Here is a 21,631-nt window from a genome sequence, read left to right as displayed (position 1 = left end):
CATGGAAATCACGGTCACGGTCAACGGCCGGGCGTACACCCGCGACATCGAGCCGCGGCTGCTGCTGGTGCACTTCCTGCGTGACGAGCTGGGCATGACGGGCACGCACTGGGGCTGCGACACCTCCAACTGCGGCGCGTGCGTGGTGTGGCTGGACGAGACGCCGGTCAAGTCGTGCACGGTGCTGGCGGTGATGGCCGACGGCCACCGCGTGCGCACCGTCGAAGGGCTCGCCGGTGCCGACGGCCTGGACCCGGTGCAGCAGGGTTTCACCGAATGCCACGGCCTGCAGTGCGGATTCTGGACGCCCGGCATGATGCTCACCGCGCGGTGGCTGATCGACAAGAACCCCGATCCGTCCGAAGCGGACATCCGCGAGGCGATCTCCGGTCAGCTGTGCCGCTGCACCGGCTACGACAACATCGTCAAGTCCATCCGGTGGGCCGCCGAGCACGACACCGCGCACGAGGCCGCACCGGCCGGGACCACAGTGGACAGCAAAGAGGTGTCCGCATGACCACCACCGAGAACTCTACGCCGATGGGCTTCGGCCGCATGCACCGCAAGGAGGACGCCCGGTTCCTCCGCGGCCGCGGGCACTACGTCGACGACGTGAACCTGCCCGGCATGCTGCACGGCGCCGTGTTGCGCAGCCCGCACGCCCACGCCCGCGTCGTCTCGATCGACACCAGCGCGGCGGAGGCGCACCCGAAGGTCAAGGCCGTCATCACGGGCCAGACCCTGGACGGCCTCGACCTCGCCTGGATGCCCACTCTGTCCGCCGACGTGCAGGCCGTGCTGGCCACCGACAAGGTGCGGTTCCAGGGTCAGGAGGTGGCCTTCGTCGTCGCCGACGACCGCTACGCCGCGCGGGACGCGCTGGAGCTGATCGACGTCGACTACGAGGCGCTGCCGCCGGTGGTGGACGCCCAGCGCGCTCTGGACGAAGGCGCGCCGGTGATCCGCGACGACATCGACGGCAAGCGGGACAACCACATCTTCGACTGGGAGGCGGGCGACTCCGGCCGGACCGACGAGGTGTTCGCCCGCGCCGACGTGGTGTCCGCTCAGGACATGCTCTACCCGCGGGTGCACCCGGCACCGATGGAGACCTGCGGCGCGGTCGCCGACATGGACCCGGTCACCGGCAAGCTCACCGTGTGGACGACCACCCAGGCTCCGCACGCGCACCGCACGCTGTACGCGCTGGTGGCCGGGTTGCCGGAGCACAAGATCCGCGTGATCTCACCGGACATCGGCGGTGGCTTCGGCAACAAGGTCGGCATCTACCCCGGCTACGTCTGCGCGGTCGTCGGCTCCATCGTCACCGGCAAACCGGTGAAGTGGATGGAGGACCGCTCGGAGAACCTGATGAGCACGTCCTTCGCCCGCGACTACCACATGCACGGCGAGATCGCGGCCAGCAGCGACGGGAAGATCCTCGGCGTGCGGGTCAAGGTGCTCGCCGACCACGGCGCGTTCAACGGCACCGCGCAGCCGACGAAGTTCCCGGCCGGGTTCTTCAGCGTCTTCACCGGTTCCTACGACATCGAGGCGGCACACTGCGCGGTCACCGGTGTCTACACCAACAAGGCGCCCGGCGGCGTGGCCTACGCGTGCTCGTTCCGGATCACCGAGGCGGTGTACCTGATCGAGCGGCTGGTCGACGTGCTGGCCTTCGACCTCGGCATGGACCCGGGTGAGCTCCGGATGCGCAACCTGCTGCAGCCCGAGCAGTTCCCGTACCAGAGCAAGACCGGCTGGGAGTACGACTCCGGCGACTACCCGCGGGCGCTGACCCGGGCGATGGAGATCGCCGGTTACCCGGAGCTGCGTGAGGAGCAGAAGCAGCGCGCGCTCGCCGGGGACGGCACGCTGATGGGCATCGGCATCAGCTTCTTCACCGAGGCCGTCGGCGCCGGACCGCGCAAGCACATGGACATCCTGGGGCTGGGCATGGCCGACGGCGCCGAGCTGCGCGTGCACCCGACCGGCAAGGCCGTGCTGCGGCTGTCCTGCCAGAGCCAGGGACAGGGCCACGAGACGACGTTCGCGCAGATCGTGGCCGAGGAGCTGGGCATCTCACCGGACGACATCGACGTCGTGCACGGCGACACCGACCAGACGCCGTTCGGTCTGGGCACCTACGGATCGCGGTCGACCCCGGTGTCCGGCGGGGCGACGGCCGTGGTCGCGCGCCGCGTGCGGGAGCGGGCGAAGATCGTGGCCTCGGCGATGCTCGAAGTCAGCCCGGACGATCTGGAGTGGGAGAAGGGCCGCTGGTTCGTCCAGGGCGACCCGGACTCCGGCAGGACCATCTCCGAGATCGCCCTGGCCGCGCACTCCGACCTCGAACTGCCGGACGGCGTCGAAGGCCACCTCGACGCGACCTGCGTGTACAACCCGCCGAACCTGACCTACCCGTTCGGTGCCTACATCTGCGTGGTCGACGTGGACCCGGAGACCGGGCAGGTCCAGGTGCGCAAGTTCGTCGCGGTCGACGACTGCGGGGTGCGGATCAACCCGATGATCGTCGAGGGCCAGGTGCACGGCGGCCTCGCCGAGGGCATCGGGATGGCGCTGATGCAGGTGATGGCGTTCGACGAGGACGGCAACCACCTCGGCGGATCCTTCATGGACTACCTGATCCCGACGTCGATGGAGTGCCCCACGTGGGAACTCGGCGAGACGGTGACCCCGTCGCCGCACCACCCGATCGGCGCGAAGGGCATCGGCGAATCCGCGACCGTCGGCTCGCCCGCGGCGGTGGTGAACGCGGTGCTCGACGCGCTCAAGCCGTACGGGGTGCGGCACGCGGACATGCCGCTGACCCCGGCCGCGGTGTGGCGCGCGCTGCAGAACCGTCCACTCCGGACAGATTTGGCGATCACGTGATGAACGGCCAGGAGTTGCGGGCGCACGCCGAGTCGCTGCGTGCGGGGAGGACTCCGTTCGTGCTGGCGACCGTCGTGCGCGCGCAGCGCCCGACGAGCGCGAAGCCCGGTGACTGCGCGCTGGTGCTCGCCGACGGGACCATCGAGGGTTTCGTCGGCGGGTCCTGCGCCGAGTCGACCGTGCGTGCCCAGGGGATCCGGTTGCTGCTGACCGGCGAGTCCGCGTTGCTGCGGATCACCCCGGGAGCGGGTGAGGAGGTGGAGGAGGGTGTGGTGACCGTCGGCAACCCGTGCCTGTCCGGCGGCGCGCTGGAAATCTTCCTCGACGCGCAGATGCCTCCACCGCTGGTCGCGATCTACGGTGACGGGCCGACCGCGCGCGCACTCGCGTCGGTCGGACGCGTGCTCGGCTACGAAACCCGGATGGGCGCCGAGTTGTCCGACGACACCTTCGCCGTCATCGTGGCCTCGCACGGCCGCGACGAGGAGCGGGTGCTGGAGGCGGCCCTGACGGCGGACGTCGCCTACATCGGGCTGATCGCGAGTGAAAAGCGCGGCGCGGCGGTGCTGGAGCGGCTGGCTCCCGATGAGCCCGGCCGTATCCACACCCCGGCCGGTCTGCCGATCGGCGCCGGATCGCCCGCCGAGATCGCGGTGTCGGTGTACGCCGAGCTGATCGCGACCCGTCCCCGGGTGCCACGCAGGCCCGCCGAGGACGTGGCGGTGGCGGCCGAGGCGGTCGACCCGGTGTGCGGGATGAGCGTCGCGATCACACCGGAGTCGGTGCAGTTGCCCTATGCGGGGCGGCGGTACTACTTCTGCGGGGCGGGCTGCCGTCACGCGTTCGCCGACGAACCGAGCAGGTACACCGGTGACGCCTGAGACGGTCGGCGATCTCGCCGAGAGCCTGGGCGCCGCCGGGTACCTCACCGACGACGCCCTGGCCACCGCCCTGTTCCTCGCGGTGCGGATGCGCCAGCCGATCCTGCTCGAAGGTGAGCCGGGGGTGGGCAAGACCCAGGCCGCGAAGTCGCTGGCGGCCGCGATGGACACCCCGCTGATCCGGTTGCAGTGCTACGAAGGACTGTCCTCGACGGAGGCACTCTACGAGTGGAACTACCCCCGTCAGCTGCTCGGCATCCGGCTGGCCGAGTCCCGCGGTGAGGCACTGGCGGAGGCGGACCTGTTCGCCGACGACTACCTGCTGGCCCGGCCGCTGCTGGCGGCGATCTCGCATCCCGGTCCGCGGCCGGCGGTGCTGCTGATCGACGAGGTGGACCGCGCCGACGACGAGTTCGAGGCGTTCCTGCTGGAGCTGCTGGCCGAGTCGACGGTGACGATCCCGGAGCTGGGGACGCGGCGCGCGGTGGTGCCGCCGGTGGTCGTGCTGACCTCGAACCGGACCCGCGAACTGCACGACGCGCTCAAACGACGGTGCCTCTACCACTGGATCGCGCACCCCGGCGTCGAGCAGGTCGCCGCGATCATCCGGCTGCGCGTGCCGGGCGCGGACGAGTGGCTGGCCGCGCGGGTGGCGCGGGCGGTCGGCCGGATGCGCGGGTTCGGGTTGGCCAAGCCGCCCGGGGTCGCGGAGGCGATCTCGTGGGCTTCGGCGCTGCACGTGCTGGGTGCGTCCGCCGTGGACGGACCGGCGGTGCGGCGGACGTTGAGCGCGGTGCTCAAGTACGAGGAGGACCGCGCGGTGGCCGTGGAACGGCTGGCCGAGGTCGTCGGTGAGTGACCTCGCCTCGCTGGCGGCGCGGTTCTGCGACCGGCTCCGGGCGGCAGGTCTGGCGGTCGGCGCGGACCGCGCGGCCCGGTTCACCGAGGCCGTGGTGCTGGTGGCGCCGGAGCGCACCCGCGAGCTGTACCTGTGCGCTCTGGCGACGCTCACCTCCTCACCCGCCGACATCCCGGTGCTGGCGCGGGTGTTCGCCTCGGTGTTCGACGGCGAGGTGCCGAACACGTCCTCGGTCGGGGGGAACGAGGTCACGGGCGCGTTCAGCGCGGGCGGCACCCCCGGCGAGTCGCGCGAGGTGTCCGTGCCGACGATGGGTAGTGCGGTGGAACGCCTGGCGGCGCGGGATTTCGGCACGCTCGAAGCCGCCGAGCTGGCGTTGCTGCGCTCGGCGATGCGGGAGTTCCGGCTCGCGACCCCGCTGCGGCGGTCCCGGCGCACACGGGTCGCGGCAGGCGGGCGCCGGGTGGATCTCCGCGAAACCCTGCGCACCGCACGGAGAACCGGCGGGGAACCCGCGCGGCTGCGGCGCTGGGTGTCACGGGAGAAACCCCGTAAACTCGTTGTGCTGTGTGACATCTCCGGCTCGATGGAGGCTTATTCGCGGGCGCTGCTGCAACTCCTGGTGTGCGCGGCCGGTGGCACGCGGGCAGAGGTGTTCACGTTCGCGACCCGGCTGACGAGACTGACGCGGGTGCTGCAACAAACGCCGTCGGCCGCGCTGGCCGACGCCGGACAGGAGGCCCCGGACTGGTCGGGCGGTACGAAGATCGGCGAGTCGCTGGGGGAGTTCCTGAACGGCCACGGCGCGCGCGGGATGGCGCGGGGCGCGGTCGTGGTGATCCTGTCGGATGGCTGGGAGACCGGCAACCCCGAGCGGTTGCGCCGCGAGATGGAACGACTGTCGCGGCTGGCTCACCGGATCGTGTGGGCGAACCCGCGCACCGCCAGCCCCCGGTTCCGGCCGTCGACGGGCGGGATGGCCGCGGCCTGGCCGTACTGTGACGCCGTGGTCAGCGCCCACCGGCTGGACGCGATCGGAGAACTACTGGCCGCGATCGCCGGTTACTCCGGACGGGATTAGGGTAGCCTAACCAGGCAGGCGTTGAACGGAGTGAGGAGCGGCGTATGGCAGGCAAGTCCCGGCCCGCGGTCCGGTTGCGGGTGCTGCGCACCCAGCGGCTGACCCCGCACATGATCCGCATCGTCGCCGGCGGGCCCGGTTTGGCCGATTTCGAGCCGAACGGGTTCGCCGACGCGTACGTCAAGATGCTGTTCCCGCAGGAGGGTGTGGAGTACCCCCAGCCGTTCGACATGGGCGTCATCCGCGCCGAGATGCCGCGCGAGCAGTGGCCGGTGATGCGGACGTACACGGTGCGCTACTACGACGCCAATGCCGGTGAGCTGGCGCTGGACTTCGTGCACCACGGCGACCAGGGGCTCGGTGGCCCGTGGGCCGCGGCCGCGCGGCCGGGGGACGAACTGCTGCTGGCCGGCCCCGGTGGCGCCTACGCGCCCGGTGAGGAGGCGGACTGGCACCTGCTGGCCGGCGACGAGAGCGCCCTGCCCGCGATCGCGGTGGCGCTGGAGGCGATGCCCGCGGGCGTGCCGGTGCGGGTGTTCGTCGAGGTGGCGGACCCGGCGGAGGAACAACCACTGGTCACCAAGGGGGACGCGCAGATCCAGTGGCTGCACCGCGCCGCGGGGCACGACCTGGTGAGTGCCGTGCGGGCACTGGACTTCCCCGGGGGCACGGTGCAGGCATTCGTCCACGGTGAGGCCGGAGCGGTCAAGGAGTTGCGCCGGCTGCTGCTCGACGAGCGCGGCGTGGCCAGGGAGATGCTCTCGATCTCCGGCTACTGGCGCCGGGGCAGGACCGACGAGGAGTGGCGGGCGGAAAAGGCGGCGGAGCGCGCCGCGGAGGAGGCTGGCCGCTGAGTCGGCCCCCGGTGCCGGGCACGGCCGACGGCGTCCGAGTCCCGGGCCCCGTGATCACGGGGTGACCGGGTGTGCCGGGCGGTGACACCGGGTGGTTGCGAGCCCGATTTCGCCATCCGTTAAAGTCTTCTCCAGCGCCGGTTCCCCGGCGCAACAGGCGGACGTAGCGCAGCTGGTAGCGCATCACCTTGCCAAGGTGAGGGTCGCGGGTTCGAATCCCGTCGTCCGCTCCGAGGCCCGCGAGGGCCTTCCGCGCGATTAGCTCAGCGGGAGAGCACTACCTTGACACGGTAGGGGTCACTGGTTCAATCCCAGTATCGCGCACCACCTTCTTGCATCGCCCAGCCGCGCAGGTTGCTCCGTTCGCCGGATCCGTCGCGGCATTCGCTCCGGGAAAATCGGACAGGATGGGCGAGATCGACTTGCGCCGCCGTCGCGGTGACTACGGTTTCGACGGCGATTTCCGGGTCGTGCCGCCGTTCGGGCAAGCGGTCGTCGCCGTCACCGTGTTCACCGTCATGGCCGGCTTCACCGTGTTCGACATCATCACCGGGCGGACCGTCGCCGCCGTCATCGGCGGGCTGATCACGGTCTGGCTGGCGTTCACGGCGGCCTCGTACGCCTACACCTCGCGCGTCGGCAAGTTCCGGGTGTGGGCACCACTGCTCACCGGACTCGGGCTGCGCGGCGACGAGGACCTGCTCGACCTCGGATGCGGACGCGGCGCGGTCCTGCTCGCCGCGGCGGAACTGCTCCCCGCGGGCCGCGCCACCGGAATCGATTTGTGGCGGCCGGATCAGACGGGCAACTCGCCGGAAACGACCCGCCGCAACGCCGAACTGGAGGGCGTCGCCGCACGTGTCACGTTGTGCAGCGGCGACATGACCCAGTTGCCGTACGAGGACCGGAGCTTCGACATCGTCCTCAGCAGCTTCGCGCTGCACCACATCCCGGACGCCGCCGGACGCGAGGCCGCGATCGACGAGGCGGTGCGTGTCCTGCGTCCCGGCGGGCGCATCGTCCTCGCCGACCTCGCGCACACCAGGACCTACCTCGCGCGCCTGCGGGCACTCGGGCTGGTCGGCGCGGAGCGCGGCAACCTGGGCCCGCGAGTCTGGTGGGGCGGGCCCTGGTTCCCCAGCCATCTCGTCACGGCCACCAAACCCGACGTTTGACACAATCAAACAGTCGTTTGACCGGACCGACCGACATCCAGGCGGCCGTGCTGATCGTGGGAGGAGGCGCCGCGCCCAGGCCGACGGGCACCTGCGCCCGGACGTGGAACCCACCGACCTGCTGCTGGTCTTCGAAATGGTCGAGACCGCCGTGGCGGCAGGCTCGGCACGCCCCCACCGCGGTGACCCGGCGCGGCGCGTGATCAGCGTGGTGCTGGAGGGCTTCTTCGCGGCGCCGCCGGTGCGGTGAGTTCGCTAGCGCACCACGCCTCGCACCGGTTCCGGCCACTCCAGCGGGACTCCGAGCTTCGCCAGCCGGGCCTGGAAATCCGCCAGCAGGCCCGGCCGCGAACGCACCGCCCGCGGGGGCACGCCGTTCTCCAGCGCGAACGCCGCCAGCGCTCCGGCCGCCTCGCCGGTGTTCCACTCCACCGGGTGCAGCCGGTAGCAGCCGTTGGTCACGTGGGTGACGCCGAGGCACTTGCCGCCCGCCAGAAGGTTTTCCGTCCGCACCGGCAGCAGCGCACCGAGCGGGATCTGGAACGGATGGCAGGCGATGTCGAGGTAGCCGCGGCCCCCGGTGCTCGGGTGCAGGTCGATCCGGTAGCAGCCGACCCCGACGGAGTCGGCGAACTGTTCGGCCTGCCCGATCCCGGCGCGTGCCTCGACCCCGACGTGCTGCTCCAGCACCGTGAACTCGGCCCGGATGCGGCGGCTCTCCCGCACGTACGGCGCGAGCGCCAGGCCGTCCGGGGTGCCCAGCGGCTCCCCGGCCGGACGCAGCGCCGGATACCCCGCCTCGGTCTGCAGCCAGTGCACGAAGGACGACGTCAGCGACCGCGCCTGCGCGAGACGCGCCGCTCGCTCCTCCGGCTCCACCCCGGTCACCGGCGCCAGCCAGTAGTCGATCTGCGGCCAGTTCACCAGCGTCACATCAGGGCGTGGCGGATCCCACAACCGTCCACTCCGGATCCGGCGGAACCGCCACAGGTCCTGCCCCTCGCCGAACAACGGCCGGCTCAGCGGCTCGCCCGTCTCCGGCTCCTGCGTCGTCCACCCCAGCTGCGGCCCCGGCCAGAACGGCGCCCGGTAACCACGCCAGAAGTCGTAGTCGCCGGGGCGTGGCACGACGTGCGAGCCGTCCGGGTCCCACTCCAGCGCGGCGCACCACGTGAGTGCCTGCTGGTCGAACGGATCGGCCGGGCCGTCCAGCGCGTGCGGCTCACCCGTGTCCGCCGCGCTCTCCGAGCCGAGCACGTGCTCACATCCCGCCAGCGGCAGCACGTCGCCCTCTTCGGTCGCGTCGATCACGTACGACGCGCTCACCGACTCCGCGCCTTCCGGCGACGCGAACGTCACCGCGTCCACCCGGTCGCCCGTCGTGGCCGCGGCGACCGGCGTGCGGTGGTACCGGATCTCGAGATTTCCCGCGCGCACCAGCGGCGCGAGCAGCTCGTCCAGCACCTCGCCGACGACGACGGGTTCGGCGCACAGCGCGCTCACCCAGCCCTCGCCAGGGTTCAGCTCGGGCAGCGCGCGTGCTTCGGCGGTCAGTCCGGGGTCCGCGCGGTACCGGTCACGGACCCGGGACCGCATCAGCCGGTAGGACTGGGTGCTGCCGAACGTCTCCACCCACGCGTTCTCGTCGGGCGGCACGGCCTGCGAAGTCAGCTGACCGCCGAGCCGCCCGGTCGCCTCGGTCAGCACCACGCGGCGGCCGAGCATCGCCGCCGACAGTGCCGCGGCCACGCCGCCGCAGCCGCCGCCGACCACCAGCACCTCGCAGTCGGAACCCATCGCCCTTCCCCTCACTTCACGCCAGACTGGGCGAGACTGTCGGTGATCTGCCGCCTGGCCACCAGGTAGGCGATCACCAGTGGCACGGTCGACATCGCCGTCGCCGCCATCTGCGGTCCCCACAACGGGTTTCCGCTGGTGTCGGTGAGCGCGGTCAGCGCGAGCGGCACCGTGTACAGCTCGCTGCGGTTGACGAACACCAGCGGTTCCAGGAACGAGTTCCAGCTGTAGAGGAAGGCGATGATGCCGATGGTCGCGAGCATCGGGCGGGTCAGCGGCAGGATCAGGTGCCACAGGACCCGCGCCCGCCCCATCCCGTCGATCATCGCCGCCTCCTCCAGTTCGACCGGGAGCGCCTGGATGAACTGGCGCATCAGGAAGATCCCGGTGACCCCGGTCGCGCCGAACACCGGCAGCGCCAGCAGCGGCACGTGCGTGTCGGCCAGCCCGAGGTCCTTCATCAGCGTGAAGTTCGGGATCAGCGTGACCTCGACCGGCAGCATCAGCGCGCTCAGGAACAGGAAGAAGATCACGTTCCGTCCGGGGAAGCGCAACCGCGCGAACGCGTAGCCGGACAGCAGCGACAGCGCGCACGTGAACAACGCGACCAGGACCGCGATGTAGAGGCTGTTGTAGATCTGCCTGGCGAACGGCTGGAACGCGAAGACGGTCCGGACGTTGTCCCACGTGATGTCGCGGGGGATGAGCTGGGGTGGCGAGGCGAGCACGTCCCCGGGCAGTTTGAGCGCGCTGGCGATCATCCACAGGAACGGGAACACCAGCGGCACCGACAGCACCACCAGGAACGCGTAGAGCACCACGCGGCTGACGGTCCTACTCACTGTGCACCCACCTCCTGCGCGCCCACCACTGCGCCGCCACCAGAAGCAGCGTCAGTCCGAAGAGGACGACGGCGATCGCGCTCGCGTAACCGGTCCGGAACAGCTGGAACGCCTGCTCGTACAGGTAGTAGGCGAGCACCGAAGTGGCGTGCGCCGGCCCGCCGTGCGTCATCAGCTGGATGTAGTCGAACACCTGGAACGAACCGATGAACGTGATCAGGACGACCACCAGCGTCGTGGGCGCGATCAGCGGCAGCACGATGTGCCGGGTCACCCGCCATTCGCTCGCGCCGTCCAGCCGCGCCGCCTCCAGGGTCTCCGACGGCATGTTCCGCAGCGCGGCGAGGAAGATCACGGCCTTGAGCCCGACCGTCTTCAACGCCGCCACGACGGTCACCGCCACCAGCGACGGCTGGGACTCGAACAGCCAGTTGGGGCCGGTGATCCCGAACACCGACAGGAACTCGTTGACCCCGCCGCCCTTGCCCTGCAACAGGAACCGCCACACCAGCGCCCACGCCGCCTGCGAGGTGATCACGGCCAGGAAGGCGAGCGTGAGGAACACCCCGGCCCCCGGCGGGCGCCGGTACAGCACGAGCGCGAGCCCGAGTGACAATCCCACGTTGATCACCACGAGCCCGAGCGCGAACACCCCGGTGACCGCCAGTGAGTGCCAGAACGTGCTGTCCCCGGTGAGCAGTTCCCGGTAGTTCTCCCACCCCGCCGGCTTCGACACGCCCGAGCGCAGATCCGTGTGCGTGAACGACAGGACCACCACGGACACCAGCGGGACCAGCACGAACAGTGCGAACCCGAGCATCTGCGGGGTGATGAGCAGGTAACCGGTCAGCGTCTCGCGGACGCGGCGCCGTGCGACCACGACCTCCTCCTAACCCTTCTCGCGCAGCAACGGGCCGACCTCGCCGCACAGTTCGGACAGCTCCTGCGGCACGTTCGCGCCGGGCACCCACAGCTCGTCGAACACCGGCTGTGCCGCGGTTTTGATCTCCGGCCACGTCCGCGGGTACTGGAACGCCTGCCCTTCGGTGATGCCGGGCACGAGGATGTCCGTGACCGCGTCCGGCGGCAGCGCGTTCCCGGCGTACACCTGGGCGGCGTCGGCGAGCACGGACCGGCGCGGCGGTGGGAAGAACCGGGCCAGCTCACGCATCGGGCCTTCGCTGGTGAGGAACTTCAGGAACTCGATCGCCAGGTCCCGGTGCCGCGCCTGCTGGAACACCACGAGCCCGGCCTGTCCGGTCACCCGGGGCTGCTCACCGGGGCCTGCGGGCAGCGGCGCGAAGCCGTACCGGAACTTCGCGCCTTCCAGTTGTGACAACCGGGAGAGCTGGGTGATCGTCAGCGCCGCGTTGCCCGCGTAGAAGTCCGCCTGCGCGCCGGGTGGCACCGCGGTGCCGTCGGTGGACACCATGCGATGCAGCGTTGCGATGGCCCGCACGGCTTCCGGCGAGTCCATTGTGCACTGATCACCCGAAGCGAAGCGCGCGCCGTAGGCCCGCAGGAGGGGGTCCAGCGTCGGCCACGACACCGGCAGCGGCCCGTACAAGCTGCCTTCGTTGCTCTGGAACACGTAACTTCCGCCCGGCAACGTCGGCTGCAGCTCGCGCGCGAGGGCGGCCAGCCGGTCCCACGTCCACTCGCCGCGCGCGGCCAGCTCCGCGGGATCCGGCAGACCGGCCCGGGAAAAGAAGTCCCGGTTGTACACGACGAAGAACGGACTGGTGGAGAACGGCACCCCGTACACGGCGTCCCCGTCCTGCCAGTTCGTGAAGGCGCTCGGAACGAAGTCGTCCAGCCGGTACGTGGGGTCCTCGCGCAGGGCGGGGCCGACGTCGGCGAGCACTTCGGTGGCGGCCATGCCGACCGCGTCCGGCGCGCCGAGCCAGCCGAGGTCCGGCGGGTCGCCCCCGGCGAGGCGAACGGACACTTTCGTCGTGTAGTCGGCCTGCGGCACGGTCTCGATCCGCACCGGCGTGCCGCCGTGCTGGGCCGAGAACTCCCCGGCGAGCCGGTTGAGCAGGTCGAGCTGTTCCTGGTTGGACGTCCACACGGTCATGGTGACCGTGTCGGCGCCGGCGCGGTCACCGATCCCGCAGGCCGCGGTCAGCGCGACCGCGGACACGGCGGCCAGGCGTCCCCATCGCTTTCTCATGCAACCTCTCCGTTGGGGTCGTCAGTGTCAGGCGCGGGTGAGCGTGGTTCCCTCGTGCTGGGGGCAGTCGACGGTGCTGATCCGGGCGCCGCCACCGTCGAGCGCGGCGAGCAGCTGTTCCAGCGCGCGGCGGCCGACCAGCCTGCCGGGAATGCCGTAGCCGGACCAGCGCTCGTCCTCGTTCTCCTCGGAGATCCCGGCGACGGCGACCGGCAGGTCGGCGGCCACGGTCCGCACCGCCTCGGCGTAGTCGACGTTCTCGGCGACCACGGCGGTGGCTCCGCTCTCGCGCAGTTCCCGCACGAACGCGGGGGAGACCCCGTCGAGCCGGGGGAAGGACGAGGACACCGCGAGGTCGCCGTCGCGCAGCCCGGCGAGCCGGTCCGCCGTGGCGGGCAGGCCGGAATTGGCACCCACGTAACGGATCTCGCGGTGACCGAGCGCGGCGATCCGGCCTGCCAGCGCGCGCCCCGCGCCCCGGTAGTCCGGCGACACGTTGGGCACCTCGCGCCCGTCGTCGAGGAACCGCCGCCCGATGAAGACGAACGGGTACTCCTCGGCGACCAATTGCTCCAGGTCGGCGGGGATCTCGTCCCTGCCGAGCAGCACGGCGCCGTCCACCAGGCGCAGCTTGTTCTCGCCGTCGGCGTGGATGCTGCGCACCGGCCCGGACATCGCCGCGCTGGTGAACAGCAGCAGGTCGTTCCCGGACTCCTCGGCGACTTCCTCGATGCCGAGCAGGAACGGGTGGTAGAGGCCGCGCTGCGCGGTGCCGAACACGCGCTCGTAGGTGAAGATCCCGAGCAGCTGGCTGCGTCCCTTCGCCAGGCGCCGCGCGAGTGGATCGGCCCGGTAGCCCATTTCCCTGGCGATGCCGAGCACCCGTTGCCGGGTCTCCTCCGGGATCGTCGTCGCCTTGTCGCGCAGGATCAGCGACACCGCCGCCTGGGTCACCCCGGCGCGGCGCGCGATGTCCGCCTGCGAGACCCGGCGGGGCCTGCCTTGGCCAGTTATGCGCATAACTAAACGATGTCAGGCCGGGACCTGGCTTGTCAAGATCGCCCGGAGTAGAACGGGATCATGGCGATGGAACTGAAAGTGGACGCCGATCCCGCCGAGGTGGGGTTCGACGCGCGACGGCTGGCCCGCATCGACGAGCACTTCACCCGGTACGTCGACGAGGGCCTGCTGCCCGGCTGGCTGGCCGTGGTCGCCCGGCGCGGGAAGGTCGCGTACGTGGGCAAGCACGGGCATCGCGACGTCGAAGCGGGCCTCGAAGTCGAAGTGGACACGCGTTGGCGCATCCACTCGATGTCGAAACCGGTCACATCGGTCGCGGCGATGATGCTCTACGAGGAGGGAGCGTTCGAGCTCACCGACCCGATCGCGCGGTGGCTGCCGGAGTTCGCCGAGCCGCGCGTGTTCGTCAAGGGATCCGCGTTGCAACCGGTCACCGAACCCGCGACCGAGCCGATCCGCGTGTGGCATCTGCTCACCCACACCGCGGGCCTCACCTACGGGTTCCACCACGCCCACCCCGTCGACGCGATCTACCGGGAGAACGGCTTCGAGTTCGGCACCCCGCCCGGCGCCGACCTCGCCGAGTGCGTCCGGCGGTGGGCGCAGCTGCCACTGGTCTTCCAGCCCGGCGCGGAGTGGAACTACTCCGTGGCCACCGACGTCCTCGGCCGGTTCGTCGAGGTGGTGTCGGGGCAGCCACTCGACGAGTTCTTCGCGCGGCGGATCTTCGAGCCACTCGGCATGGGCAGTACGGGCTTCGTCACGGACGATCCGGACAAGCTTGCCGCCCTGTACGTGCCGGATCCCGCGACGGGCAGGGCGGTGCGCAACGACGCGTTCGGCCGGACCGGGCAGACCAGGCCCGCCTGCCTCTCCGGCGGTGGCGGGCTGGTGTCCACGGCGGCCGACTACCACCGGTTCACCCAGTTCCTGCTCGGGCGCGGCGAACTCGACGGGGTCCGCCTCCTGTCGCCACGCACCGTCGCACTGATGGCGAGCAACCACCTGCCCGGCGGGGTCGACCTCGAACAGTACGGCCGCGGGCTGTTCGCCGAGATGCCCTACGACGGCTTCGGCTTCGGGCTCGGCTTCTCCGTGCTCGAAGACCCGGTCAAGGCGAAGACGTTGTCCAGCAAGGGCGAGTACGCCTGGGGCGGCGCGGCGAGCACGGCGTTCTGGGTGGATCCGGCCGAGGAGATCACCGCGTTGTTCTTCACCCAGTTGCTGCCCTCCAGCACCCACCCGCTCCGGCAGTACCTGCGCCAGCTGGTCTACCAGGCGATCGTGGACTGACGATGCAGACGTCGCAGGGCCAGAGCGAGCTGCAACCGCAGCCGCCCGTCCGGTTCGTGCACCGACCAGCCCAGCATGGCTTCCGCGTGCCCGAGCCGGTCCTGCAACGTCGAATGGTGGACGATCAGGACGGTGGCGGCGGAGCGCAGGCTCGCGCTGGTCGCCACCGCGTCGAGGGTCGCGAGCATCCACGGCGCCGACGCCGCCGCGCGTTCCAGCGCCCGCACGTCGGGCACCGGTTCCGTGCCGGGGCCGACCGCCTGGGCGAGCACGACGAGCCCGCCCAGGTCATCGGCGTGCACCACGCGCGGGCCGGGGTCCTCCGGGGTTCCTTCGGCGGTGAAGCGCAGCGCGACCTTCGCCGCGGCCAGTGACGCGGGCAGCTCCAGTACGGGCACGGCCGGGCCCACACCGGCGCGCTTCTCCGCCCGCACCTCGCCGACCGCCACCGTCCCGTCGGAGCAGGCGACCGCACGCACGGTCGACGGCAGCCCCAGACGGCGCCCGGCCCTGCGTCGCGCCTCCGGCGAGGCCGCCTCGTCCAGCACTGTCTCCAGCGGTTCCGGGACACGGTCGCGCTCCAGCACCAGGCGGATCGCGGTGGCCGCGCGTTCCAGCACCATCGCGTCCAGTGGCCTCGTCTGACCAGGCCGTTCCAGCCACAGCCCGCCACCGGCGAGCGGCACACCCGGCCAGGCCGGATCGGGCTCCCCGCCGAGGCCCGACCGCTGTCCCTCAGCCGACACCCTGACCCGGTGGCCGGGCACGTCCAGCCGGGCGGGACACGCGGCGAGTGCCGCCGCGCCGCGCACCAGCGACTCCAGCCCGGCGTGACCGTCCACGAGGCGGTCGAAGTAGGCGATGACCTTGACCGCCGCGCCCGCCTCGGGATCGAGTGCGGCCAGCCGCCCTGCCAGCTCTCTCACCCGTTCATCGTGTCACTCGGCGAGGATCCGGCGCAGCCATCGCAGGCGCGCGGCCTTCGCCTCCTGAGAAATGACCGCCTGTGGGGCGAACGAGTCGAACCCGTGGAACCCGCCCGGCCACACGTGCAGCTCGGCGCTGCCACCGGCGAGCCAGATCCGCCGCGCGTACTCGACGTCCTCGTCGCGGAAGGACTCGGCCGAGCCGACGTCGAGGAACGCCGGCGGCAGGCCGGACAAATCGGTGGCACGGGCGGGGGCGGCGTAGGGCGAGACGTCCGGTCCGCCGCGTGCGTCGCCGAGCAGTGCGGTCCAGCCCGTTTCGTTCGACGTGCGGTCCCACACGCCGAGCCCTGTCATCTGGTGCGTGGACGGGGACTCGTTGCGGTCGTCCAGCATGGGCGCGACCAGCAGCTGCCCCGCCAGGCCCGGTCCGCCCCGGTCCCGCGCCATCAGGGCGACCGCCGCGGCGAGCCCGCCACCGGCGCTGCCCCCGGCCACCACCAGCCGCGACGGGTCGATGCCCAGCTCGTCGGCGTGCTCGGACGTCCAGACCAGCCCGGCGTAGCAGTCCTCGGCGGGCGCCGGATGCGGGTGCTCGGGCGCCAGCCGGTACTCGACCGACACCACGACGAGCCCCAGCTCCAGCGCCCAGCCGAGCGGGTCGTCGAGCCCGACCCGGTTGGTGCCGAGCACCATCCCGCCACCGTGGATCCAGTAGATCGCCGCGGCGGGCGTGGACAGCCCCGTGGGACGGCCGATCACCACGGACACGTCCCCGGACAGCCGCCGGTCCTCGAGCGTGATCCGCCCGTCCCGGCTCAGCTCGTCGTCGGAGAGCAGCCGCGCGCCCATGCCCGCACGCATCACCGGGACCATTTCGGGGAGGATCGACGGGGGAAGCTGGTCGGCGATCACCGCGAGCGCGGCCGCGGCCTCGGGGTCGAACGCCGGGGGCGGGCCGTACGGGGTGCTGGTGCTCATCGGGCCTCCTGGGGACGACGGTGTACCGGACACCCATCCTCGCGCGGACCGGGCGCGCCGGATGGCGGACGTTCCCCGCCACCCGGCGGGCGCCTCACCCCAGCTTCCCGACGATCTCCCGGCCGTAGGCGGCCAGCGTCTGCTCCCGCTGGTCGTGCATCAGGTAGACCGCGAACTGGTCGACCCCGAGCGCGGCGAGTTCCTGCAGCCGCCCGACGTGCGCCGCCGCGGGGCCGGTCAGGCAGAACCGGTCGACGATCTCGTCGGGCACGAAGTCGGCCGACGGGTTGTCCGCTCTGCCGTGATGCGAGTAGTCGTAGCCCTGCCGCTCGCGGATGTAGTCGGTCAGGGCACGCGGCACCGGGCCGGACTCGCCGTAGCGGGCCACCAGATCGGCGACGTGGTTGCCGACCATGCCGCCGAACCACCGCAGCTGGTCCCGCTGGTGCGGCAGGTCGTCGCCGACATAGGCGGGAGCCGCGACGCAGATCGTGATCCCCGCCGGGTCCCGGCCCGCCGCGCGGGCAGCCTCCCGGACCGAGCCGATGGTCCAGGACGCGATCGCCGGGTCCGCGCACTGCAGGATGAACCCGTCGGCCTGCTCACCGGCCAGCCGCAGCGCCTTCGGCCCGTACCCGGCCATCCACATCTCCAGCCGCCCGCCCCGCACCCACGGGATTTGCACCGGGGTGTCGCCGAGCACGACCTCCCGGCCCTCGGCCAGCTCCTTGATGGTGTGCATCGCATCGCGCAGGGTGGCCAGAGTGGACGGACGCCTGCCGACCACCCGGTGCGCGGAATCGCCCCGCCCGATCCCGCACACGGTGCGGTTGCCGAACATGTCGTTGAGCGTGGCGAACAGCGACGCGGTCACCGACCAGTCCCGGGTGGCAGGGCTGGTCACCATCGGCCCGACCGTCATCGCCGAGGTTGCGGCCAGTATCTGCGAGTAGATGACGAACGGTTCCTGCCACAGCACGACGGAGTCGAAGGTCCAACCGTAGCCGAACCCGCAGTCCTCCGCGGCCTTCATCAACCGGACCACCTCACGAGCAGGCGGATCCGTCTGCAGCACCACACCGAAATCCATGGCCCGCTCCTCAGTTCAGGTACTGGCACAGCTCGCGCGACAGGAACTTCCCGTGCCCGTCGCCGCCGGCGAACCCGGACGGCGAGACGATCAGCTTGCCGCGCGAGAGCACCGCCTCGACCTTCCCGGTGATCTCCAAGCCCTCGTAGGCCGAGTAGTCCACGTTCATGTGGTGCGTTTCCGCGGACAGCGTCTGCTTCGCGGCCGGGTCGTAGATCACGACGTCGGCGTCCGAACCGGGTGCGATCACGCCCTTGCGCGGGTACAACCCGAACATCCGGGCCGGTGTCGTCGAGCAGGCTTCGACCCAGCGTCCCAGCGAGATCTCCCCGGCGACCACACCCTGGTGCAGCAGGTCCATCCGGTGCTCCACGCCCGGGATCCCGTTCGGGATCTTGGAGAAGTCCCCGCGGCCCAGCTCCTTCTGGTCCTTGAAGCAGAACGGGCAGTGATCGGTCGACACCACGGACAGATCGTTGGTGCGCAGCCCCCGCCACAGATCGCCCTGGTGCCATTTCTCGCGCAGCGGGGGAGAGGCCACGTACTTCGCGCCTTCGAACTCCGGGCGTGCGAGATCGTCGATGGACAGATACAGGTACTGCGGGCACGTTTCCGCGAACACGTTCTGCCCGCCGTCACGCGCTTCCGCCACCGCGGTGAGCGCCTGCGACGCGGACAGGTGCACGAGGTAGAGCGGCGAACCGGTCACCTGCGCCAGCCGGATCGCGCGCGAGGTCGCCTCGGCCTCCAGTTCCGGCGGCCGGGTCAGCCCGTGCTGCACCGGATCGCCCTTGCCCTCGGCGAGCGCCTGCGCGACCAGCTGGTCGATCGCGATGCCGTTCTCCGCGTGCATCATGATCGTGGCGCCGGTCTCGGTCGCCTGCCGCATCGCGCGGACGATCTCGCCGTCGGTCGAGTAGAACACGCCCGGGTAGGCCATGAACATCTTGAAGCTGGACACCCCGGCGTCGATGCAGGTCTGCATCTCCTTGAGCGTCGTGTCGTTGACGTCGGACAGGATCATGTGGAACCCGTAGTCGACGGCGCAGTTGCCGTCGGCCTTCTCATGCCACTTGTCCAGCGTCGGCTGCAGCGTCGAACCCTTGGGCTGCACCGCGAAATCGATGATCGTCGTGGTGCCGCCCCACGCGGCCGCGACGGTGCCGGTCTCGAACGTGTCATGCGAGAACGTGCCACCGAAGGGCATCTCCATGTGCGTGTGGGCGTCGATCCCACCCGGCATCACGTACTTCCCGGTCGCGTCGATCACCTCGTCGGCCGCCTCGAACAGGCCCGGCGCGGCGACGGCGGCGATCGTCTCACCCTCGACGAGCACGTCCGCGTGACTCGCCCCGGTGGTGGACAGCACCGTGCCACCCTTGATCAGCGTGCGCATCGACCCTCCTCAGGGCGCCACGATCGAGTCGTAGGAGTCCGGGCGGCGGTCGCGGTAGAACTGCCACAGGTCGCGGACCTCGCCCAGCCTGTCCATGTCCAGGTCCCGCACCACGACCTCGTCCTTGTCGTCGGCGGCCGCGTCGCCGACCAGTTCGCCGCGCGGGTCGACGAAGTAGGTCTGGCCGTAGAAGTCGTTGTCGCCCAGCGGTTCCACGCCCACGCGGTTGATCGCGCCGACGTAGTACTCGTTCGCCACGGCCGCGGCGGGCTGCTCCAGCCGCCACAGGTACTGCGACAGGCCGCGGCTGGTCGCCGAGGGGTTGAACACGATCTTCGCCCCGGCCAGGCCGAGCGCGCGCCACCCCTCCGGGAAGTGCCGGTCGTAGCAGATGTAGACGCCGATCCGCCCGACCGCGGTGTCGAACACCGGGTAGCCGGTGTTGCCGGGCCGGAAGTAGAACTTCTCCCAGAACCCCTTGACCTGCGGGATGTGGTTCTTGCGGTACTTGCCGAGATACTTCCCGTCGGCGTCGATCACGGCGGCGGTGTTGTAGTAGACGCCCGCCTGCTCCTGCTCGTACATCGGCGCGACGATCACGATGCCGTGCCGCTCGGCGACCTCCTGAAGCAGCTTCGTGGTCGGGCCGTCCGGGATGCCCTCGGTGTAGGAGTAGTAGTCGGTGTCCTGCACCTGGCAGAAGTACGGCCCGTAGAACAGCTCCTGCAGGCACACGACCTGGGCGCCCTGCGAGGCGGCCGAGCCGATCGCCTCGACCGCGCCCGCGATCATCGAATCCTTGTCACCCGTCCACCGTTGCTGTACCAACGCGGCTCGGACCTGATTGCTCACGGGTTTCCTCCTTCGGTTGACGGTGCGCCCACGACAGCGCGAGGTAGACGACGAAGGCGCCGACGAGACCGGCGACCCAGCTGTAGTCGTAGAGGGGTTTCAGGAACGGGATCAGCCCGTTCGCGGGGAACGGGCCCTGCGAGCCCGGTGCGGTGTAGGCGCCGCCGACCGCGAGCACGGCACCGACGACGGTGGCGACCAGGGCGCGCCAGTTCCAGCCCGCGCGGAACCAGTACCGCCCGCCCTCGGTGTAGAGCGCCGCCAGGTCGAGCCTGGTGCGCTTGACCACCCAGTACCCGGCCACCAGCACCCCGGCGACAGCGCCGAGGACGCCACCGTAGAAGCCGAGCCAGGCGAAGATGTAGATGTCGGGGTCGGAGTAGAGCTTCCACGGCATGATCACGACACCGATGACCCCGGTGATGAGTCCACCGACGGCGAACGTGATCCGCTTGGGGAAGGCGTTGGAGAAGTCGTAGGACGGGCTGACCACGTTGGCGGCGAGGTTCGCCGAAATCGTGGCGAGCACCAGCGCGATCAGCGCGACCACGACCACGGCGGGACTGGAGAACCGGTCGGCCAGCTGCGCCGGATCCCAGATCGCCTCGCCGTAGAGCACCTGCCCGCCCGAGGTGGTCAGGATCGCCACGATCGCGATGAACGTCATCGTGGTCGGCAGGCCCAGCACCTGCCCGCGGGCCTGTTTGCGCTGGCTTCCGCCGAACCGGGTGAAGTCCGGCATGTTCAGCGACAGCGTCGACCAGAACGCGATCATCGCCATCAACGACGGGGCGAAGATCTTCCAGAAGTCGCCGCCCCAGCCCAGCGACGCGGGCTCGGACAGGATCGGGCCCAGCCCGCCCGCCTTGATGAGCACGTAGGCGAGCAGGATCAGGAACCCCACCGACACCAGCGGCGCGGTCCAGTTCTCGAACCGCCGCACCGCCTCCATGCCGCGCCAGATGATCAGCATCTGGACCGCCCAGAACACCGCGAACGACAACCACAGCGTCCACGGCTGGCCCCCGATCCCGGCGGCGTCGCGCCAGCCCGCACCGGTCAGCTTGCCGACCAGGATGTAGATCGCCTCGCCACCGACCCAGGTCTGGATGCCGAACCAGCCACACGCGATGAACGCACGCAGCAGCGCCGCCAGGTTCGCCCCGCGGATCCCGTAGAAGGCCCGCGCGAACACCGGGAACGGGATGCCGTATTTGGTGCCGGCGTGGCTGTTGAGCAGCATCGGGACGAGCACGATCAGGTTGCCCAGTGTGATCGTGATCAGCGCCTGGAGCCAGTTCATGCCCAGCGCGATCAGCGACGCGGCGAGCGCGTAACTGGGAATGTTGTGCGCCATTCCCATCCACAGGGCGAAATAGTTGTAGGTGCTCCAGGTGCGTTTTCCGACGGGCACCGGAGCCAGCTCGTCGTTGAAGAACCGGCTACCGCGAAGCGGTGCGGCGTCGCTGAGATCGACCCGGCCGTCGGGTCGGGCGACCTGCGAGGTGGGTTCCAT

The 21,631-nt window shown here is 70.8% G+C and carries 20 protein-coding genes and 2 tRNA genes; 11 read left to right on the top strand and 11 right to left on the bottom strand.

The features are described 5' to 3' along the window. Position 1: 1 nt before the first annotated feature. The 10 genes from HNR02_RS34345 to HNR02_RS34300 all read left to right on the top strand — a co-directional run bounded on the left by HNR02_RS34345 (position 2) and on the right by HNR02_RS34300 (position 7,995). The gene (locus HNR02_RS34345) at positions 2–517 is read left to right on the top strand and encodes a (2Fe-2S)-binding protein (RefSeq protein WP_179777747.1); all 516 of its coding nucleotides are present in this window, start codon (positions 2–4) and stop codon (positions 515–517) included. Then, positions 514–2,895, top strand: coding sequence for an aerobic carbon-monoxide dehydrogenase large subunit (locus HNR02_RS34340; RefSeq protein ID WP_179777746.1), 2,382 nt, complete (start codon positions 514–516; stop codon positions 2,893–2,895). The genes HNR02_RS34345 and HNR02_RS34340 overlap by 4 nt, the downstream gene beginning before the upstream one ends. Next, positions 2,895–3,776, top strand: a complete 882-nt coding sequence (locus HNR02_RS34335) for an XdhC family protein (protein ID WP_179777745.1) — start codon at positions 2,895–2,897, stop codon at positions 3,774–3,776. The genes HNR02_RS34340 and HNR02_RS34335 overlap by 1 nt, the downstream gene beginning before the upstream one ends. Then, entirely contained in the window at positions 3,766–4,635 is an 870-nt protein-coding gene (locus HNR02_RS34330; RefSeq protein WP_179777744.1) for an AAA family ATPase, read from the top strand. Before HNR02_RS34335 ends, HNR02_RS34330 begins: the two co-directional genes overlap by 11 nt. Then, positions 4,628–5,716, top strand: a complete 1,089-nt coding sequence (locus HNR02_RS34325) for a vWA domain-containing protein (protein WP_179777743.1) — start codon at positions 4,628–4,630, stop codon at positions 5,714–5,716. The genes HNR02_RS34330 and HNR02_RS34325 overlap by 8 nt, the downstream gene beginning before the upstream one ends. A gap of 44 nt (positions 5,717–5,760) precedes the next feature. Then, a complete protein-coding gene (locus tag HNR02_RS34320) occupies positions 5,761–6,570 on the top strand; it encodes a siderophore-interacting protein (RefSeq protein ID WP_179777742.1) in 810 nt (269 codons plus the stop codon). Positions 6,571–6,727: 157 nt separating this feature from the next. Then, positions 6,728–6,800, top strand: a tRNA-Gly gene (locus tag HNR02_RS34315). A gap of 22 nt (positions 6,801–6,822) precedes the next feature. Beyond that, a tRNA-Val gene (locus tag HNR02_RS34310) sits at positions 6,823–6,897 on the top strand. A gap of 80 nt (positions 6,898–6,977) precedes the next feature. Beyond that, a complete protein-coding gene (locus HNR02_RS34305; protein ID WP_179777741.1) occupies positions 6,978–7,745 on the top strand; it encodes a class I SAM-dependent methyltransferase in 768 nt (255 codons plus the stop codon). A 103-nt stretch (positions 7,746–7,848) separates the two neighbouring features. Next, positions 7,849–7,995, top strand: coding sequence for a hypothetical protein (locus tag HNR02_RS34300; RefSeq protein WP_179777740.1), 147 nt, complete (start codon positions 7,849–7,851; stop codon positions 7,993–7,995). Between the two features lie 5 nt (positions 7,996–8,000). On the opposite strand, the gene HNR02_RS34295 is transcribed toward HNR02_RS34300, so the two are convergent. From HNR02_RS34295 to HNR02_RS34275, 5 genes are read right to left on the bottom strand one after another with little or no spacing between them, the layout of a single operon-like run. After that, entirely contained in the window at positions 8,001–9,542 is a 1,542-nt protein-coding gene (locus tag HNR02_RS34295) for an FAD-dependent oxidoreductase (RefSeq protein WP_179777739.1), read from the bottom strand. Between the two features lie 11 nt (positions 9,543–9,553). Continuing rightward, entirely contained in the window at positions 9,554–10,384 is an 831-nt protein-coding gene (locus HNR02_RS34290; RefSeq protein ID WP_179777738.1) for a carbohydrate ABC transporter permease, read from the bottom strand. Then, positions 10,377–11,264 carry a carbohydrate ABC transporter permease gene (locus HNR02_RS34285; protein ID WP_218914369.1) on the bottom strand — a complete coding sequence of 296 codons (888 nt, stop codon included), beginning with the start codon at positions 11,262–11,264 and terminating at the stop codon, positions 10,377–10,379. The genes HNR02_RS34290 and HNR02_RS34285 overlap by 8 nt, the downstream gene beginning before the upstream one ends. A gap of 9 nt (positions 11,265–11,273) precedes the next feature. Next, positions 11,274–12,557 carry an ABC transporter substrate-binding protein gene (locus HNR02_RS34280; RefSeq protein ID WP_179777737.1) on the bottom strand — a complete coding sequence of 428 codons (1,284 nt, stop codon included), beginning with the start codon at positions 12,555–12,557 and terminating at the stop codon, positions 11,274–11,276. Between the two features lie 27 nt (positions 12,558–12,584). Continuing rightward, the gene (locus HNR02_RS34275) at positions 12,585–13,577 is read right to left on the bottom strand and encodes a LacI family DNA-binding transcriptional regulator (RefSeq protein WP_179777736.1); all 993 of its coding nucleotides are present in this window, start codon (positions 13,575–13,577) and stop codon (positions 12,585–12,587) included. A 60-nt stretch (positions 13,578–13,637) separates the two neighbouring features. Between HNR02_RS34275 and HNR02_RS34270 the strand changes: the two genes are divergently transcribed. Beyond that, a complete protein-coding gene (locus tag HNR02_RS34270; RefSeq protein WP_179777735.1) occupies positions 13,638–14,870 on the top strand; it encodes a serine hydrolase domain-containing protein in 1,233 nt (410 codons plus the stop codon). On the opposite strand, the gene HNR02_RS34265 is transcribed toward HNR02_RS34270, so the two are convergent. The 6 genes from HNR02_RS34265 to HNR02_RS34240 form a co-directional block, all read right to left on the bottom strand. Further along, complete coding sequence (locus HNR02_RS34265) at positions 14,849–15,796, bottom strand: helix-turn-helix domain-containing protein (RefSeq protein ID WP_179777734.1); 948 nt, start codon at positions 15,794–15,796, stop codon at positions 14,849–14,851. The genes HNR02_RS34270 and HNR02_RS34265 overlap by 22 nt on opposite strands. A 12-nt stretch (positions 15,797–15,808) precedes the next feature. Further along, entirely contained in the window at positions 15,809–16,777 is a 969-nt protein-coding gene (locus HNR02_RS34260; protein ID WP_179777733.1) for an alpha/beta hydrolase, read from the bottom strand. A 94-nt stretch (positions 16,778–16,871) separates the two neighbouring features. Continuing rightward, positions 16,872–17,867, bottom strand: coding sequence for a TIGR03842 family LLM class F420-dependent oxidoreductase (locus HNR02_RS34255; RefSeq protein ID WP_179777732.1), 996 nt, complete (start codon positions 17,865–17,867; stop codon positions 16,872–16,874). Between the two features lie 10 nt (positions 17,868–17,877). Continuing rightward, positions 17,878–19,263 carry a dihydropyrimidinase gene (gene hydA / locus HNR02_RS34250; protein ID WP_179777731.1) on the bottom strand — a complete coding sequence of 462 codons (1,386 nt, stop codon included), beginning with the start codon at positions 19,261–19,263 and terminating at the stop codon, positions 17,878–17,880. Positions 19,264–19,272: 9 nt separating this feature from the next. Further along, positions 19,273–20,115 (bottom strand): nitrilase-related carbon-nitrogen hydrolase, encoded by an 843-nt coding sequence (locus HNR02_RS34245; protein WP_179777730.1) that lies wholly within the window; start codon positions 20,113–20,115, stop codon positions 19,273–19,275. Continuing rightward, positions 20,066–21,631, bottom strand: a complete 1,566-nt coding sequence (locus HNR02_RS34240) for an NCS1 family nucleobase:cation symporter-1 (RefSeq protein ID WP_179777729.1) — start codon at positions 21,629–21,631, stop codon at positions 20,066–20,068. The genes HNR02_RS34245 and HNR02_RS34240 overlap by 50 nt, the downstream gene beginning before the upstream one ends.

This window comes from Amycolatopsis endophytica (genome assembly GCF_013410405.1).
In the GTDB taxonomy this organism is placed as follows: Bacteria; Actinomycetota; Actinomycetes; order Mycobacteriales; family Pseudonocardiaceae; genus Amycolatopsis_E; species Amycolatopsis_E endophytica.
This window is presented reverse-complemented; position numbering and strand designations above follow the sequence as displayed.